The 15152-nt window shown below is 36.5% G+C and carries 18 protein-coding genes; 11 read left to right on the top strand and 7 right to left on the bottom strand.

Annotated features, from left to right (window positions below):
* Positions 1-6: 6 nt before the first annotated feature.
* The 8 genes from LGQ90_RS01845 (at position 7) to LGQ90_RS01810 (ending at position 7654) form a co-directional block, all read left to right on the top strand.
* Positions 7-1242, top strand: a complete 1236-nt coding sequence (locus LGQ90_RS01845) for a nucleoside permease (protein WP_229337535.1) — start codon at positions 7-9, stop codon at positions 1240-1242.
* Between the two features lie 10 nt (positions 1243-1252).
* Positions 1253-2389 (top strand): Gfo/Idh/MocA family protein, encoded by a 1137-nt coding sequence (locus LGQ90_RS01840; RefSeq protein ID WP_229337533.1) that lies wholly within the window; start codon positions 1253-1255, stop codon positions 2387-2389.
* Positions 2390-2401: 12 nt separating this feature from the next.
* Positions 2402-3454 carry a sugar phosphate isomerase/epimerase family protein gene (locus LGQ90_RS01835; RefSeq protein ID WP_229337531.1) on the top strand — a complete coding sequence of 351 codons (1053 nt, stop codon included), beginning with the start codon at positions 2402-2404 and terminating at the stop codon, positions 3452-3454.
* 10 nt (positions 3455-3464) lie between these two features.
* Positions 3465-4214 (top strand): 3-keto-disaccharide hydrolase, encoded by a 750-nt coding sequence (locus LGQ90_RS01830; RefSeq protein WP_229337529.1) that lies wholly within the window; start codon positions 3465-3467, stop codon positions 4212-4214.
* Between the two features lie 93 nt (positions 4215-4307).
* The gene (locus tag LGQ90_RS01825) at positions 4308-5519 is read left to right on the top strand and encodes a bifunctional alpha/beta hydrolase/OsmC family protein (protein ID WP_229337527.1); all 1212 of its coding nucleotides are present in this window, start codon (positions 4308-4310) and stop codon (positions 5517-5519) included.
* A gap of 109 nt (positions 5520-5628) precedes the next feature.
* Complete coding sequence (locus tag LGQ90_RS01820; RefSeq protein ID WP_229337526.1) at positions 5629-6222, top strand: superoxide dismutase family protein; 594 nt, start codon at positions 5629-5631, stop codon at positions 6220-6222.
* Between the two features lie 91 nt (positions 6223-6313).
* Positions 6314-6844 carry an RNA polymerase sigma factor gene (locus LGQ90_RS01815; protein WP_229337524.1) on the top strand — a complete coding sequence of 177 codons (531 nt, stop codon included), beginning with the start codon at positions 6314-6316 and terminating at the stop codon, positions 6842-6844.
* A gap of 3 nt (positions 6845-6847) precedes the next feature.
* The gene (locus LGQ90_RS01810; protein ID WP_229337522.1) at positions 6848-7654 is read left to right on the top strand and encodes an anti-sigma factor; all 807 of its coding nucleotides are present in this window, start codon (positions 6848-6850) and stop codon (positions 7652-7654) included.
* A 248-nt stretch (positions 7655-7902) separates the two neighbouring features.
* Here LGQ90_RS01810 and LGQ90_RS01805 read toward each other — a convergent pair whose 3' ends face one another.
* Genes LGQ90_RS01805 through LGQ90_RS01795 form a run of 3 tightly spaced genes read right to left on the bottom strand, consistent with a single transcriptional unit; the run spans position 7903 to position 10326 of the window.
* Positions 7903-8661, bottom strand: coding sequence for a LytR/AlgR family response regulator transcription factor (locus tag LGQ90_RS01805; RefSeq protein WP_229338526.1), 759 nt, complete (start codon positions 8659-8661; stop codon positions 7903-7905).
* Positions 8662-8686: 25 nt separating this feature from the next.
* Positions 8687-9001: a 2TM domain-containing protein gene (locus tag LGQ90_RS01800; protein WP_229337520.1), complete on the bottom strand. Its 315-nt coding sequence runs from the start codon at positions 8999-9001 to the stop codon at positions 8687-8689.
* Positions 9001-10326 (bottom strand): 2TM domain-containing protein, encoded by a 1326-nt coding sequence (locus LGQ90_RS01795; protein WP_229337518.1) that lies wholly within the window; start codon positions 10324-10326, stop codon positions 9001-9003. The genes LGQ90_RS01800 and LGQ90_RS01795 overlap by 1 nt, the downstream gene beginning before the upstream one ends.
* Positions 10327-10505: 179 nt before the next feature.
* Here LGQ90_RS01795 and LGQ90_RS01790 point away from each other — a divergent pair, with 179 nt between their 5' ends.
* Positions 10506-10940: a hemerythrin domain-containing protein gene (locus LGQ90_RS01790; RefSeq protein ID WP_229337517.1), complete on the top strand. Its 435-nt coding sequence runs from the start codon at positions 10506-10508 to the stop codon at positions 10938-10940.
* A gap of 33 nt (positions 10941-10973) precedes the next feature.
* Here the strand turns inward: LGQ90_RS01790 and LGQ90_RS01785 are convergent, their stop codons facing one another.
* On the bottom strand, positions 10974-12281 hold the full coding sequence (locus tag LGQ90_RS01785; protein WP_229337515.1) for an NAD(P)/FAD-dependent oxidoreductase: 1308 nt from the start codon (positions 12279-12281) through the stop codon (positions 10974-10976).
* A 126-nt stretch (positions 12282-12407) separates the two neighbouring features.
* Between LGQ90_RS01785 and LGQ90_RS01780 the strand changes: the two genes are divergently transcribed.
* Positions 12408-12902: an RNA polymerase sigma factor gene (locus LGQ90_RS01780; protein WP_229337513.1), complete on the top strand. Its 495-nt coding sequence runs from the start codon at positions 12408-12410 to the stop codon at positions 12900-12902.
* 6 nt (positions 12903-12908) lie between these two features.
* Positions 12909-13547: a hypothetical protein gene (locus LGQ90_RS01775; RefSeq protein WP_229337511.1), complete on the top strand. Its 639-nt coding sequence runs from the start codon at positions 12909-12911 to the stop codon at positions 13545-13547.
* 84 nt (positions 13548-13631) lie between these two features.
* Here LGQ90_RS01775 and LGQ90_RS01770 read toward each other — a convergent pair whose 3' ends face one another.
* Genes LGQ90_RS01770 through msrA form a run of 3 tightly spaced genes read right to left on the bottom strand, consistent with a single transcriptional unit; the run spans position 13632 to position 15123 of the window.
* Entirely contained in the window at positions 13632-13934 is a 303-nt protein-coding gene (locus LGQ90_RS01770; RefSeq protein ID WP_229337509.1) for a hypothetical protein, read from the bottom strand.
* Between the two features lie 42 nt (positions 13935-13976).
* Complete coding sequence (folE, locus tag LGQ90_RS01765; protein ID WP_229337507.1) at positions 13977-14573, bottom strand: GTP cyclohydrolase I FolE; 597 nt, start codon at positions 14571-14573, stop codon at positions 13977-13979.
* Between the two features lie 7 nt (positions 14574-14580).
* Positions 14581-15123: a peptide-methionine (S)-S-oxide reductase MsrA gene (gene msrA / locus LGQ90_RS01760; protein ID WP_229337505.1), complete on the bottom strand. Its 543-nt coding sequence runs from the start codon at positions 15121-15123 to the stop codon at positions 14581-14583.
* Positions 15124-15152: the final 29 nt, after the last annotated feature.

Raw genomic sequence — 15152 nt, 5'->3', positions numbered from 1 at the left:
TAGATTATGAATAAACTTATACGATTTCAACTTTCCCTAATGATGTTTCTGGAATTCTTCATTTGGGGAGGCTGGTTTGTAACACTTGGAACTTATCTTGGATACAATCTGGAAGCAACAGACGTTCAAATTTCCACAGCTTTTTCAACCCAATCATGGGGAGCTATTATAGCCCCCTTTATAATTGGACTAATTGCCGACAGGTTTTTCAATGCTGAAAGAATTCTTGGTATTTTACATTTGGTGGGAGCCGTTCTATTATATCTGATGTATCAAAGCACAGATTTTATAGAATTTTACCCATTAGTTCTGGGTTATATGATCGCTTATATGCCTACGCTGGCCCTGGTGAATTCAGTTAGTTTTAATCAAATGAAAGATCCGGCGAAAGAATTCTCTTTTATCAGGGTTTTTGGAACCGTTGGCTGGATTGTCGCTGGTCTTGTAATTAGCTGGTTAAGTTGGGATGCTGCAGAGGGACGTCAGGATGGGTTGCTAAAATATACCTTCCTTATGGTGAGTATAGCTTCCGCATTTCTAGGACTTTTCAGTTTCACCCTTCCTAAAACACCACCAACGGCAGACAGGTCAAAAAAAGTAAGTATCGTAGAAACTCTTGGACTTGATGCTCTGGGATTATTAAAAGACCGTAACTTCTTAATGTTCTTTGTAGCTTCAGTATTGATCTGTATCCCTCTGGCTTTTTATTATCAGAATACGAATCCATTCCTTTCGGAAATTGGAGTTGATAATCCTACAGGCTTAATGACCATCGGCCAGGCTTCTGAAGTATTATTTATGTTATTGTTGCCCTTTTTCTTTAAAAGGTTCGGTTTCAAATTAACCATTATCGCAGGAATGCTCGCATGGACTATCAGGTATCTTCTCTTCGCGTATGGTGATTCAGGAGAACTCATATTCATGCTCCTAACAGGTATTGCTCTTCACGGAATCTGCTATGACTTCTTCTTTGTATCAGGACAGATCTATACAGATTTTAAAGCAGGATCAAAATATAAGAGTTCCGCACAGGGATTAATCACTCTGGCTACCTATGGAGTTGGGATGCTTATAGGTTTTTATGTAGCGGGACTTATCACGAATGCTTATCTTACAGGAGAAAAAATGCACGACTGGGAAACCATCTGGATTTATCCGGCAGCATTTGCCTTTTTAGTTATGTTACTTTTTGCTTTATTCTTTAAGAATGAAAAGATAGATAAGAAAGATATAGAAATATAAAACACACTTTATGAGTAAAATACGACTCGGAATATTAGGAGGCGGAGAAGATTCATTGATAGGAATTCTGCACAGAGTAGCCGCGAATATGTTCGATCAGTTCGAAATTGTTGGAGGAGTCTTTGACGTACAGCATGAAAAAAGCTTAAAGTTTGGAGAAAAGCTTCAGCTTGATAGTTCAAGGATTTATAAGGATCTTGATGACATGATTGCGAAGGAAGCTAAACTTCCGGAAAATCAAAAAATTCAGGCTGTTTCAGTACTTACCCCCAACTTTCTACATTTTCCCATGGCAAAGCAATTGCTGGAGAACGGGTACAATGTTATTTGCGAAAAACCGCTGACCATCACCTATGAAGAAGCTAAAATTCTGAATGAAATTCAGCAAAAAAACAATACCATATTTGCGGTCACTTATACATATACCGGATATCCTATGATCAGGCAAATGAAAACCATGATCGCAAACGGAGAAATCGGAAAGATCCAGAAGGTAGATGTGCAATATTATCAGGGTTGGATAAACCCGCTGATCCACGATAAGGAAAAAAGATCCAACACCTGGAGACTGGATCCTGAAAAGTCGGGTATTAGTTGCTGTATTGGTGATATTGGTACGCATGCCTACAATATGGCGGAATATGTTACCGGACTAAACGTTGATAAAGTGCTGGCAGATCTCAATTATCTTTATGAAGATAATCCTATGGATATTGACGGAACGGTGTTGCTTAGATTTCAGGAAAATATCAAAGGAGTGTTGAGGGCCAGCCAGATCGCTACCGGAGAAGAGAATAATTTTACGGTTCAGGTTTACGGGGATAATGGCGGTTTAAAATGGGAACAGGAAAATCCCAATTATCTTTATTTATTAAAAGAAGGGATGGCACTTCAGGTTTTAAAACCGGGCCACGAATATAATAGTGAGTTTTCTCTGGAAGGAACTAAACTTCCACCCGGACATCCTGAAGGGATTTTCGATTCCATGGGGAATATCTATTACGGGGTAGCCATGGCTATCAAGGATAGGTCGAAACATGAAGGAGCCTATCCTAAATTAAATGATGGCTTACGCGGAATGAATTTTATAGAAAAAACCGTCGATTCTCATAAAAAAGGGAATGTTTGGATAAACTTAGAAGATTAAAAAAAAACAAAAATGAAGACTATTAAAGGACCAGCTGTTTTTTTAGCTCAGTTCATGGATGACAAGGAACCCTTCAATTCTCTGGACGGTTTATGTAAATGGGCTTCAGGTTTAGGTTATAAAGGAATTCAGATCCCAACCTGGGAAACGAGACTTATAGATCTGAAAAAAGCAGCTGAAAGCAAAACTTATTGTGATGAACTTAAAGGAAAGGTTCAATCCTATGGATTAGAGATCACCGAATTAAGTTCTCACCTACAGGGACAACTGGTAGCGGTACATCCTGCCTATGATATCATGTTTGATAATTTCGCCCCGGATGAATATAAAAACAATCCTGAAAAACGAACTAACTGGGCCATACAGCAATTAAAATATGCGGCAAAGGCAAGTAGAAATCTGGGAATTGATGTTCATGGAACCTTTAGCGGTTCCTTTTTATGGCACACTGCTCATCCCTGGCCTCAAAGACCGGAAGGTCTTCTGGAAATGGGCTTTAACGAATTAGCGAAACGATGGATGCCTATTCTGAATGAATTTGATGAACAGGGAGTAGACGTTTGCTATGAAATACATCCGGGAGAAGATCTTCATGACGGGGTTACTTTTGAACGTTTTTTGGATGCCACCAATAATCACAAAAGAGTAAATATATTATACGATCCCAGTCACTTCGTGCTTCAGCAGCTTGATTATATTGAGTATATAGACCATTATCACGATTTTATTAAAATGTTCCATGTAAAGGATGCTGAATTTAATCCCACCGGAAAAAAAGGAATGTTTGGTGGTTACGGAGACTGGAAAGACCGGGCCGGAAGATATCGACATCCCGGCGACGGACAGGTAGATTTCAAAACCATATTTTCTAAACTAACTGAATATGGTTGTGATGTTTGGGCAGTATTAGAATGGGAATGTTGCATAAAATCTCCGGAACAGGGAGCAAAAGAAGGTGCGCCATTTATAGCCAGTAATATTATTGAAGCCACTCAAAAAAGATTTGATGATTTCTCAGGATCTGAAGTAGACGAAAATAAACTAAAACGAATATTAGGAATTTAAAACAATTAAAATGAAAAAAATATTAATAATAGGATGTTCAATACTTGCTTTCACCGCATGTAAAAATGAAAATAAAGAAGCTGAAGAAACCAAAGTTGCTGAAAACACCGAAATTAAAGAGGAAAATCAGGAATCAGAATGGCAGGAGCTTTTTAATGGTGAAGATCTTCAGGGATGGAAAGCTTTTAATAAGGATTCAATTTCCAACCAGTGGAAGGCTGAAAATGGCACGATTTCTTTCACACCTTCTGAAGGAGAAAGATCGGGATCAGAGAATCTTATTACTGAAGATGAATTTGAAAGTTTTGAATTATCTCTGGAATGGAAAATATCAGAAGCTGGAAATAGCGGGATTATGTGGGCTGTTCAGGAAGAAGAAAAATATGATGAACCATACTTAACAGGTCCTGAAATTCAGGTGCTGGACAATGAAAGACATCCTGATGCTAAAAATGGACTAAATCGCACTGCCGGTGCTTTGTATGATATGGTTGCGCCAAGCGAGGATGCGACAAAACCTGCAGGCGAATGGAACAAGGAAGTGATTCATATAGATTACAGCAAAAATAAAGGCTGGGTAGAACTAAATGGAACCAAAGTAGTTGAATTCCCGGTACAGGGAGATGAATGGAAAGAAATGGTAAGCAAATCCAAATTCAGTGAATGGGAAGGTTTTGGAGCCACTAAAAAAGGACATATCGCTCTACAGGATCATGGTGACCCGGTATGGTTTAGAAATATAAAGATTAAAGAACTTTAATTTAGAATTTATATATTTTTTAAAGCTGCCTTTTACGGCAGCTTTTTTTATTGCCTTATATTAGGCTCTGTTTGAAATGAAAACCCTGTAATTATGCAAAAGCTAGAAGTCAGTTTTAAAAATTCTGATTCAAAAGAACTTAAAGGTGTTCTGGAATTACCTACCAATACCCAACCTGCAAATTTTATACTTTTTGCTCATTGTTTCACCTGCAATAAGAACTTCCATGCACCTTCAAATATCAGTAAAAGCCTGGCTTCTAAAGGTTATGGAATTTTAAGATTCGATTTTACCGGTCTCGGAGATAGTGAGGGTGAATTTGAAGACACAAACTTTTCAAGCAATGTAGACGACTTGCTGGCTGCTGCTGAATTTCTAGAAAGAGAGTATAAGGCTCCGTCAATGATCATCGGGCATTCTCTCGGAGGCGCTGCTGCCCTATTCGCTTCAAAAAAACTTGAATCAGTTAAATGTATGGTCACCATTAATGCGCCATCAAATCTTTCTCACGTTCAGAAACATTTTGAATCAAGCCTGGAGGAAATAGAAAAAGAAGGTTTTGCGAATATTAAGATCGGAGGACGCAGTTTCAAGATCAAGAAACAATTTATCAATGATCTTAAAAAGAATCAGGATGCTTCGGCTTTAAAAGATATTAAAAAATCATTATTGATAATGCATTCCCCGCAAGATGAAATAGTTTCCATAGATCATGCCGAAGAACTATATAAAGCTGCATGGCATCCTAAAAGTTTTGTTTCCCTGGATGGTGCAGATCATATGTTAAGTACCAAAGCAGATTCAGAATATGTTGGAACAGTAATTTCGGCATGGGCAAGTAAATATATCAAAGAGCCAAAAACTCCTGAGTTAGAAACAGATCATGAAGTAATGGCCAATCTTGGGGCTTCCGGGTTTACAACTCAGATTATAGCAGGCAATCATCATCTTATTGCCGATGAACCGGTTAAAGTAGGTGGCAGTGACCTGGGACCAAATCCTTACGAATTAGTGTCCAGCGGATTGGCAGCCTGTACTTCTATGACCATCCAAATGTATGCGCGTAGAAAAGAATGGGAGATCAGTAACGTGGAAACTCATGTTAGCTACTCAAAAAAACACGCAGAAGATTGTGAGAACTGTGAGAACGATATGGCTAAGATCGACAGTTTTGAAAGAGAAATATCCATAAAAGGAGATCTGGATAAAACACAATTAGAACGACTTATGGAAATTGCAGACAAATGTCCTGTTCACAAGACTTTATCTTCCAAAGCACAGATCATTACCAAACTAATAGATTAGTAAAATTCATAGCTTCACAGCCTTTGTTAAGCTATCCTTAAATCTTTGGTGATACCTGTGAATAGGCTTAATTTAGTTTAATAATAGTAATATTAAACCAATCCAAACTATGAAACGAATTAGTTTATCTCTTATTCTTTGCGCGGGATTAATTTTTACCGGATGTAAGAATGAGAAAAAAGAACAAGAAATGGATGCACAGTCAGAATCTGAAATGAATTCTGATATGGAAACCCAAAAAGAGGAAGAAGTAAAAAAAGTTAAAGTTTCTCTGCAGGCTGTTAGCGATTCAAACCTGAGCGGAAATGTTGTTTTTACTGAAGAAAATGGTGAAGTCTCTATGACTGCTATTATTTCAGGACTTGCTGAAGGTACGCATGCTATTCATATCCACGAAAAAGGAGATTGTTCTGCTGCCGACGGTAAATCTGCCGGAGGCCACTGGAACCCAACAGATGCCCAACATGGTGAATGGGGAAGCGCAGATGGATACCACAAAGGAGATATTGGCAATTTTGAAGTAGATGCCAATGGAAACGGTACCGTTAACTTTAGTACAGATGAATGGTGCATTGATTGTGGAGATGATAAAAAAGATATTTTAGGTAAAGCCGTGATTGTTCATGATGGTGTAGATGATTATACTTCTCAACCATCTGGTGCAGCCGGAACCCGAGTAGGTTGTGGTGTTATCAAGATGTAAGCTTTCTAAAAATTAGAAGTATTAAAGCGGCTTAATTGCCGCTTTTTTTATTTATTATTTAAAGTTATATTTAGTTCCTCAAATAACACCTATGCAGCAAGACGGATTAATCCTCGAATTACAAAACGGTAACCAGAGGGCTTTTGAACGAATCTATGAATTATACTCGGAGAGTACTTACGGAATAATATATAGCATCGTACACGATGAAAAAGTTGCTGAAGAGATACTTCAGGATGTTTTTCTAAAAATCTGGAATAATTCTTCTTCTTACAATTCAGATAAAGGAAGGTTTTTTACATGGGTACTTAATATTGCCCGAAATGCGTCTATAGATCAAATAAGATCTAAAAGTCATAAAAACTCGCAAAAAAACCTGAAGGCAGATAATTTCGTAGATATTTTGGAGAGCAGTTCTAATTTTTCATCGAAGGCAGATGCAATAGGAATTAAAAAATATATCGATATTTTAAAACCGGTATGTAAGAAATTAATAGACCTGTTGTTCTTTCAAGGATTTACACAAAAGGAAACAGCCGAAGAACTTGATATGCCTTTAGGCACTGTTAAAACAAAGAACAGGGCTTGTATCAATAAACTTCGGGAAATCTTAGTAGAATAAAAAATGGATATACAGGAATACATATCATCTGGAGTACTCGAACTCTATGTTTACGGAGCCCTTACCGAAGCCGAAAGTCTTGAGGTAACCCGGGCATTAAAGGAACACCCTGAAATTCGTATAGAAGTTGAGGAAATTGAAATTGCTTTACAGAAATTATCTGCTGCAGTTGCTCCGTCTTACAATGCAGAGGCATTGCTAGCGAGTATAAAACAGAAGTTATCAAATAAATCTGATAATACTGTTATCAATATTGAAAGGAAAAAGGAAACAGATTGGGTTTCATACTTCGGCTGGGCTGCAACGATTCTTTTGCTTATCGGACTCTTCTTCGTATTTGAAGATAGAAATAATCTTCGTGAACAACTCAATACCGAACAAGCTCGTAATGCCAGAATGGAACAGCAGATTGCCGATGCCAGGGATGATGCTGAAAAGACTGAGGAACTGCTTGCGGTACTTCGAGACAAAGATGTTTCAAAAATATCGTTACAGGGACAAAATGTAGATCCGGGAGCTTATGCAGCTGTTTACTGGAACAAAAAAGAGAATACCGCATATATAGATGCGAAAGATCTTCCTGAACCTCCTAGAGGAAAAGTTTACCAGGTATGGTCGTTAAAGCTCGAACCTTTAACCCCTACCAGTATTGGTCTTTTGGCTGATTTCACCGTAGATGAGAATAAGATCTTTGCGCTTGAAAATGCCAATGAGTCTGAAGCATTTGGAATTACTCTTGAACCTGAAGGAGGTAGTGAATCTCCAACAATGGATCAACTTTATGTACTGGGAGCAGTTGCGGCACCCTAGACCGATTTTAAGTACCAATATATCAAATAAGCCCCATGCGAAAGCATGAGGCTTATTTTTTGTAGAATACCTGGAAATTCCAAAAGGAATTCTAGCTCCAGGTATCTAACCAACCAAAAAAATCAAAAACTCAAAATCGACATAATTTGACCAAATAAATTATTCAAACAAACCTAGAGTTTATGTATTAAGATATACGAAAGTAAATACGGGCTGGTTTTTAAAAATTGAATTTTAACATTTCACTTTCAGCTATTTAGCCAGGTCTTGAAGTCTTTAACCCTTTCTCTGCTTACTATGAGTTGAAATTCATTAAAATTATCAAGTTTTATTTCTAATCTTGAATTTGTATAGGATACAATGTCTTTAATTGCATTGATATTCAAAATACATTTACGATTAATCCGGTAGAACCGCTCCATATCAAGCTCATCGGCAAGTTGTTCCAGGGGAACTTCAATGGGATAATTCCTGCCGGAGAAACAATGAATATAAGTGGCTTTATTTTCAGAATAAAAACAGGCAATATCAGCAACCTCCACAAGTTTTATGTGCTGTCCTATTTGTGCGGTAAAGCGTGATTTATAAGATTTTTTTCCGGTAGATGAATTATTTAATAATGACCTAAGCTCCTTTACATTAATATTTTCTGATGGCTGCTGGGTATTTTTAAACTTATTAATGGCGACTTGTAATTCTTCTTCATCTATTGGTTTTAATAGATAATCTATACTATTCAGCTTAAATGCCTTTAAAGCATATTCATCGTAAGCAGTGGTGAATATAATAGCACTTTCAGTCTTTACATGATCAAAAATTTCAAAAGATAAACCATCGCTGAGCTGTATATCCAAAAATATAAGATCTGGATGTGCATTATTACTAAACCACTCTATAGATTCAGCCACCGAATGCAACATAGTATCTGTTTCTATTCCAAGTTTTGAAAGCATACGCTGAAGTCTTCTTGCAGCGGGTTTTTCATCTTCAATAATTATAACTTTTATCACGCTTTAGAATATTGATCTATAATTATTTCCAAATCTGCTTCTTCTCACGGTCCATCAATTCCTTAATCTTACGCTCTTCCCATTTCTTTCCAAAGATAAAACTAGGACCAAATACACTTGCCCAATGGGCTAATAAACCTATTCCCCAGAAGAAAACAGTAGAATAACTGGAAATATCTCCCAATCCGTTTATCAATCCTTCACCCCTGGTGGTAACAATTAAAATTGCCGTATTGATAAATAAATAGACTATTAAATGAACATAAAAGCCTTTGATATCCTTTACCCGTTTTTGAGCAGCTTTATAGCTGAACTCTTTTTTAAAATCCTTTTCCATTACCTCCATGATTTTGATTGTTGCTGATCTTTCTCCATGATCTCCTGTATTTTACGTTCTTCCCAATTAGAGCCATAACCAAATATGGAGAATGCGTGAATTGTTAATCCAATACCCCATCCAAATAGTGGAAACCAGAACCACTGGAATTCCCAGTAAGTATAATAGTTGATAAATATTAAGAAGGGAATCACTACACAGTAAGAAATAAGATTTCCATAAAACTCCTTGATCTCTTTCACTCGCTGTTTTGCTTTAAAATAGGCATTTTCCTGGTTAATTTCGTTGGTATCCATAATTGAAATTTGTTGAGTTAGTACGGGTAATTTTACCCTGAAAATATCATCGTTTTTTTCTATTAGCACTTTTCTTTCAGTCACTAAATTATATCGATCTACAATATTATGTAGCCCTACTCCTTTCCTGCTGCTTAAAACATCCTTTTTCTGAAAGTTATTCTCCACAATAAGATAGTCGTTAGCCTCATAAATTTTTATTCTTAAGGGATTGCTCTCATTAACAATATTATGTTTAATGGTATTCTCAAGTAATAACTGCAGAGAAAGGGGAACCACTTTGGCATCTTCATTAGAAAGTTTTTCAGGAATATCAAAGAAGATACTATCTTCAAAACGCATTTTCAAAAGCTTGATATAGGTATCTGCAAATTTGAGTTCTTCTCCAAGACTCACTAATTCTTTATCTTTTTGTTCTAAAACATACCTGTAAACTTTAGATAAACCTGTTGTGAACCGCTGTGCCTGATCTGGATTTTCATCAATAAGCGATGCCAGTACATTAAGACTGTTAAATAAAAAGTGGGGATCTAATTGATTTTTTAGCGCATCAAATTTAGCTGAAGCCGTACCTGCAATGATCTTTTGCTCTTTAACTCTCTTTTCCTGAAGGGCTTTGTAGAAATAGACCAAATGAAAAAACATGGAGACTACTGCAGTGAATAGTAAAGGAAATAAGTAATTGTTTATAGATTCATTGCTTAGAAACTCCTCAACAGATTGCCCGTTGATTAAAGTTTTATCTATCATTCTACAAAAGAAAAAGCCTATAAGGGTTAAAATGATAGAACCAATAGCTGCGCCCAAAACCCTTTTTAAACTGGCTCCCTCCCAACCTATTTTTTCACTGAAATAATAAAAATATAACCCATTGATACTGGTAAGGACGAACGTATACATTAAATACATTCCCCACAATTCAACTTGAAGAAGTCTCTCCAGCGGCCTGTTTGAAAATGTAGTATCTATTAGTACTACCATTAAACAGATGATCACTGTAATTTTTAATATTTTAAATAATAGCTTCATAAATTTTGATGAGGAAACAAATATTAAAACTTCATAGCTTGTTTTGAAAATTAAAATTCTGAACCGTCATATTTTAACGCTGAACTGTCAATTCAATAGTTTTAGCTTTTCAATTCTAAAATTAAATATTCTTTAACATTAAATTGAATAACTTGGAACAAATACAAAAAATTAAGTAAATGACCATATTTGAAGCATTAAGACAGGAACATGAAATCCAGAGACACCTCATAGACAAACTGATAAAGACCGAGGGAAAAACCGAAGACCGCAAAAAGCTCTTCGAAAATCTAAAACATGAATTAAAGATCCACGAAGATGCAGAAGAACGTCACTTTTACGTTCCTTTAATGAAGAAAGATATGACGCAGGAAAAAGCCCGCCATAGTGTTGCAGAACATCATGAAATGGATGAGCTGGTTGAGCAAATGGAAGATACCGAGATGGACGCCTCAAACTGGTTAAAACTGGCAAAAGATCTGGAACATCAACTGATTCACCATTTAGAAGAAGAAGAACATGAAGTTTTCCAGATGGCTGGAAAAGTACTTACCGATAAACAAAAAACAGATCTGGCAGATAGTTATAATAACGAGATCAGAAAGAATAGATAATTGAGAAGGCTGCCATTTGGCAGCCTTTTTTTTTTATACTTTATCCTTATCCATAGTCATTGTTTCTTCCCGGCCCTTAAAAGGACGAATGATTAACCGGGCAGCTTTATCAAAATTCACATAATTATATATCCAGTTAAAGAAAGTCACTGTCCTGTTTCTAAAGCCTACAAGAAACCATAGATGTACAAACATCCACACAAACCAGGCAAAGAAACCAGAGAATTTCCATTTATGAAGATCTACTACTGCCCTGTTCCTGCCAACCGTGGCCATGGTGCCTTTATCAAAATATTCAAAAGGCTCAAGTTTTTGTCCCCTTATAAGATGTTTTATATTCTTGGCCAAATGTTTACCCTGTTGAATAGCGGGCTGAGCAACCATAGGATGCCCTTTTGGAAATTCTTCAGATTGCATTAGGGCAATATCTCCAATTGCAAATATATTTTCATAACCATTCACCTGGTTAAAGGCATTTACTTCATACCTGTTTGCCTTTTCAACAAGGGCTGAAGCGTTTAAACCTTCTACTGGTGCACCGGTAACCCCAGCAGACCAGATAAAAGTTTCAGTCTTAATAGAAAGTTTAGTATTGGTTTCAACCAAATGGCCATCATAATTTTCCACCATGGTATTTAGATGAATCTTCACGCCGAGCTCTTCAAGCATTTCGTGCGCTTTTTTAGAGGCGTGCTCACTCATAGGTGGCAAAACCCTGTCCAGACCTTCCAGCAGATGAATATTCATTTCGTTTGGATCAAGATCTGGATAATCTTTAGGAACGATATGATTCCTTAATTCAGCTATAGCTCCACTTAATTCGACTCCGGTGGGACCGGCACCTGCTAGAACAAAATTCAGCAATGCCTTTCTTTTTTCAGGATCTTCGGTAATGGTAGCCTGTTCAAGATTCTCAAGAATAAGACTCCTGATATTTAAAGCCTGTGGAACCGTTTTCATCCACATACCATGTTTTTCAATACTCTCGTTTCCAAAGAAATTAGTCTTGGAACCTGTGGCAATTACCAGGTAATCATAGATAAGGTCCCCAATATTGGTATGCACGGTATTATTTTCCGCAGAAATGGATTTTACTTCAGCAAGACGGAAAAAACATTTTTTACTCGACCGGGTGATCTTTCGCAATGGATAGGCGATAGAATCTGGCTCAAGCCCTGAGGTGGAAACCTGATATAATAGTGGTTGGAACGTGTGGTAATTATGCCTGTCCAACATCACCATTTGCATGTCTTCTTTTAAGATCTTTCTGGCGAGTGCCATACCGGCAAAACCACCTCCTATAATTACTACTCTGGGTAAGTCAGTTCTTGGAATATTCATAAATTCGGCTGGTTTAGATCAAATTTACTATTTATAGAAGTAATGAGGGATGGATTAACTTTAAATTAAAGTTTTTTGTAACATCACCGGTATATTAACTACCTATTATAAGCTAACCAAGGATTCGTGAACAAAGAATTAGAACATCAGTTTGTAACCAATCTGGAGAAACACCAGAATATTGCGCACAAGATCTGCCGTATCTATACCAATGATAAAGATTCTCATAATGATCTTTTTCAGGAAATTACGATTCAGTTATGGAAAGCATACCCAAAATTTAGAGGTGATTCTAAATTTAGCACCTGGATGTACAGAGTGGCTCTTAATACAGCAATTACTTTATACCGAAAGAAAAAACGAAGCATACGCACCCAGGATTATGACAGCGTACATTTTAAAATAAAGTCTGAAGAATATAACGACGAAGTTGAACAACATTTAAAACTGATGTATGATGCCATAAGGCAGCTAAACGATATTGACAAAGCACTTATTTTTTTATACCTGGAAGATAAAAATTATGCCGAGATCTCTGATACCCTTGGGATCACCGAAGTTAATGCGAGAGTGAAAATGAACCGGGTAAAAACCAAATTAAAGAACCTCATAAATCCTTAATATGTTATGGATGATTTAGATCTATTAAAAAAGGATTGGAAAAAGCAGGAAAAGAATCTGCCTCATCTTTCCTACGATGAAATCTATAAAATGATCTGGAAGAAATCTTCTTCGATTGTTAAATGGATATTTATCATTAGTATTATTGAATTTCTACTGGGAGCTGTATTAAATTTTGTACTGGCCGATGAAGAATACTGGCTGCAAATGGAAAAATATAAACTCACTGAATTTATTATTGGAGTCTATATTTTTACTTATGCTATTACCTTTTACTTCATATATAAATTTTATATGAATTATAAAAAAATCTCAAGTACAGACAGTGCTTCCAAATTAATGAAGAGTATTTTGAGAACCCGTAAAACCGTTAAACATTATATTGGGTTTATATTAATTTCCAGTGCGGTGGTATTTTTAGTTACCCTTTATTTAATGCTTCGCAATCACGCCACTACTGCCGAGGCTACCACTACCAATATGGAATTTGACATGAGTCAGTGGTTTATATTTATAGGTGGAACTTTATTGGTGCTTGCCATTCTTCTTGGCATTATCTGGCTTATTTACAGAGTGGTTTATGGTATACTCCTTAGAAGATTGAATAAGAATTATAAAGAGCTCAAAAAGCTTGAAATGGAATAAATCTCGAAGAATTCTTCCTTATAGATATAAAAAAAGGCTGTCTAAATTCTGACAGCCTTTTTCTTCTAACTAATTAAACAAACTCTAATAACTTTCAACTTCAATCATCTGCACTCTTGATGGTTCTTTCTTCCATACATAAGTATACAAATACATTAAGGTGAAAGTTGGTATAATATCAGTTCCCGGTAGAATCTCCTCTACAAATACAAGCACAGATGCAAGTTTACCTTTTTTGCCAGGATACATTTCTCTCATTTTCTTAGCAGCATATGGCGCCCAGATAAGATCCAGAAAGGGACCAAATAGAGGAATTGCAACAGTAGCCATACCGGCCAGATCATAAGCAAGTCCTTTTATAAAAGTTTTATCTCTAAATAATCTCATTTTTTTTATTTTAGTTACATAAATCAAATAAGGTGCCAAAGCCTATTTAAGGTCGGAGCTGATAAGTTTTAGAAATTCATTTCTGGTTTCAATTTTTTTGAATTGTCCCCTAAAACCTGAAGTGGTAGTCGCACTATTCTGTTTCTGTACTCCTCTCATCATCATACACATATGCACAGCTTCAATGACCACGGCTACCCCCTGGGGCTGCAAGGTTTTATTCAAACATTCCAGAATGTCATGGGTAAGCCGTTCCTGAACCTGTAGTCTACGTGCAAATACATCCACTACCCTGGGCAGTTTACTTAAACCTATAATTTTTCCATTGGGAATATAAGCTATATGAGCCTTTCCAAAGAAAGGAAGCATATGATGTTCACAAAGGGAGTATAGCTCTATATCTTTAACCACTACCATTTCATCGTAGCTTTCTTCAAATACCGCCTGTTTAAGAATCTCTTCGGCATCCATAGAATACCCCTGGGTAAGAAACTGCATGGCTTTGGCTGCTCTTTCCGGAGTTTTCAGAACTCCTTCCCTATCGGGATTTTCACCTACACCTTTTATGATCTCATGAAAATTATTTTTCATGCTTTCAGTGATCTCTTGATCATACTCTTCAAAATATTTATAGGACATAAAATTTTTATTTCAATTTATCAGAAAATAATTTATTTAGCTTGGTGATCTTAGGATCGATAATATATTGACAATAGGGTTGCTGCCTGTGTTGATTGTAAAAATCCTGATGTTCTAGTTCTGCAACATAGAATTCTGATGCCTCGCTTACTTCTGTAACGATTGATTTTTCAAACATCTTTTTTTCTTCTAACAAAGTTATTACCTCTTCTGCCTTTCTCTTTTGTTCTTCATCATGGTAAAAAACAGCACTTCTATACTGAGTACCCACATCATTTTGCTGCCTGTTCAAAGTAGTTGGATCATGCGTGGAGAAGAATACAAGTAACAATTCTTCAAAACTTATAGTATTGGGATCAAATTCCATTTGAATAGCTTCTGCGTGGCCGGTTCTTCCTGTTATTATTTCACGATATGCTGGATTCTTGATCTCTCCTCCTGTAAAACCAGATTTAACGTTCTCTACTCCGTCCAGTCTTTGAAAAACAGCTTCCGTACACCAAAAACATCCTCCCGCTAAGGTGGCCTTCTTCAATTTTAACTCATTCATACAAACAATATACTTTTTTGTTTAGCAAA

The organism is Christiangramia sediminis (genome assembly GCF_020552705.1).
In the GTDB taxonomy this organism is placed as follows: Bacteria; Bacteroidota; Bacteroidia; order Flavobacteriales; family Flavobacteriaceae; genus Christiangramia; species Christiangramia sediminis.
Note: the sequence above shows the minus strand (reverse complement) of the source record. Positions and strands in the feature narration are given on the sequence as shown.

Excerpts from the sequence above, each read along its gene's own strand:
- LGQ90_RS01815 (WP_229337524.1), top strand. The coding sequence starts at position 6,314 with ATGCAGCAAGACGGATTAATCCTCGAATTACAAAACGGTAACCAGAGG.
- folE (WP_229337507.1), bottom strand. The coding sequence starts at position 14,573 with ATGTCCTATAAATATTTTGAAGAGTATGATCAAGAGATCACTGAAAGC.
- LGQ90_RS01775 (WP_229337511.1), top strand. The coding sequence starts at position 12,909 with ATGGATGATTTAGATCTATTAAAAAAGGATTGGAAAAAGCAGGAAAAG.
- LGQ90_RS01835 (WP_229337531.1), top strand. The coding sequence starts at position 2,402 with ATGAAGACTATTAAAGGACCAGCTGTTTTTTTAGCTCAGTTCATGGAT.
- LGQ90_RS01845 (WP_229337535.1), top strand. The coding sequence starts at position 7 with ATGAATAAACTTATACGATTTCAACTTTCCCTAATGATGTTTCTGGAA.
- LGQ90_RS01790 (WP_229337517.1), top strand. The coding sequence starts at position 10,506 with ATGACCATATTTGAAGCATTAAGACAGGAACATGAAATCCAGAGACAC.
- msrA (WP_229337505.1), bottom strand. The coding sequence starts at position 15,123 with ATGAATGAGTTAAAATTGAAGAAGGCCACCTTAGCGGGAGGATGTTTT.
- LGQ90_RS01770 (WP_229337509.1), bottom strand. The coding sequence starts at position 13,934 with ATGAGATTATTTAGAGATAAAACTTTTATAAAAGGACTTGCTTATGAT.
- LGQ90_RS01840 (WP_229337533.1), top strand. The coding sequence starts at position 1,253 with ATGAGTAAAATACGACTCGGAATATTAGGAGGCGGAGAAGATTCATTG.
- LGQ90_RS01820 (WP_229337526.1), top strand. The coding sequence starts at position 5,629 with ATGAAACGAATTAGTTTATCTCTTATTCTTTGCGCGGGATTAATTTTT.
- LGQ90_RS01785 (WP_229337515.1), bottom strand. The coding sequence starts at position 12,281 with ATGAATATTCCAAGAACTGACTTACCCAGAGTAGTAATTATAGGAGGT.
- LGQ90_RS01825 (WP_229337527.1), top strand. The coding sequence starts at position 4,308 with ATGCAAAAGCTAGAAGTCAGTTTTAAAAATTCTGATTCAAAAGAACTT.
- LGQ90_RS01830 (WP_229337529.1), top strand. The coding sequence starts at position 3,465 with ATGAAAAAAATATTAATAATAGGATGTTCAATACTTGCTTTCACCGCA.
- LGQ90_RS01810 (WP_229337522.1), top strand. The coding sequence starts at position 6,848 with ATGGATATACAGGAATACATATCATCTGGAGTACTCGAACTCTATGTT.
- LGQ90_RS01800 (WP_229337520.1), bottom strand. The coding sequence starts at position 9,001 with ATGGAAAAGGATTTTAAAAAAGAGTTCAGCTATAAAGCTGCTCAAAAA.
- LGQ90_RS01795 (WP_229337518.1), bottom strand. The coding sequence starts at position 10,326 with ATGAAGCTATTATTTAAAATATTAAAAATTACAGTGATCATCTGTTTA.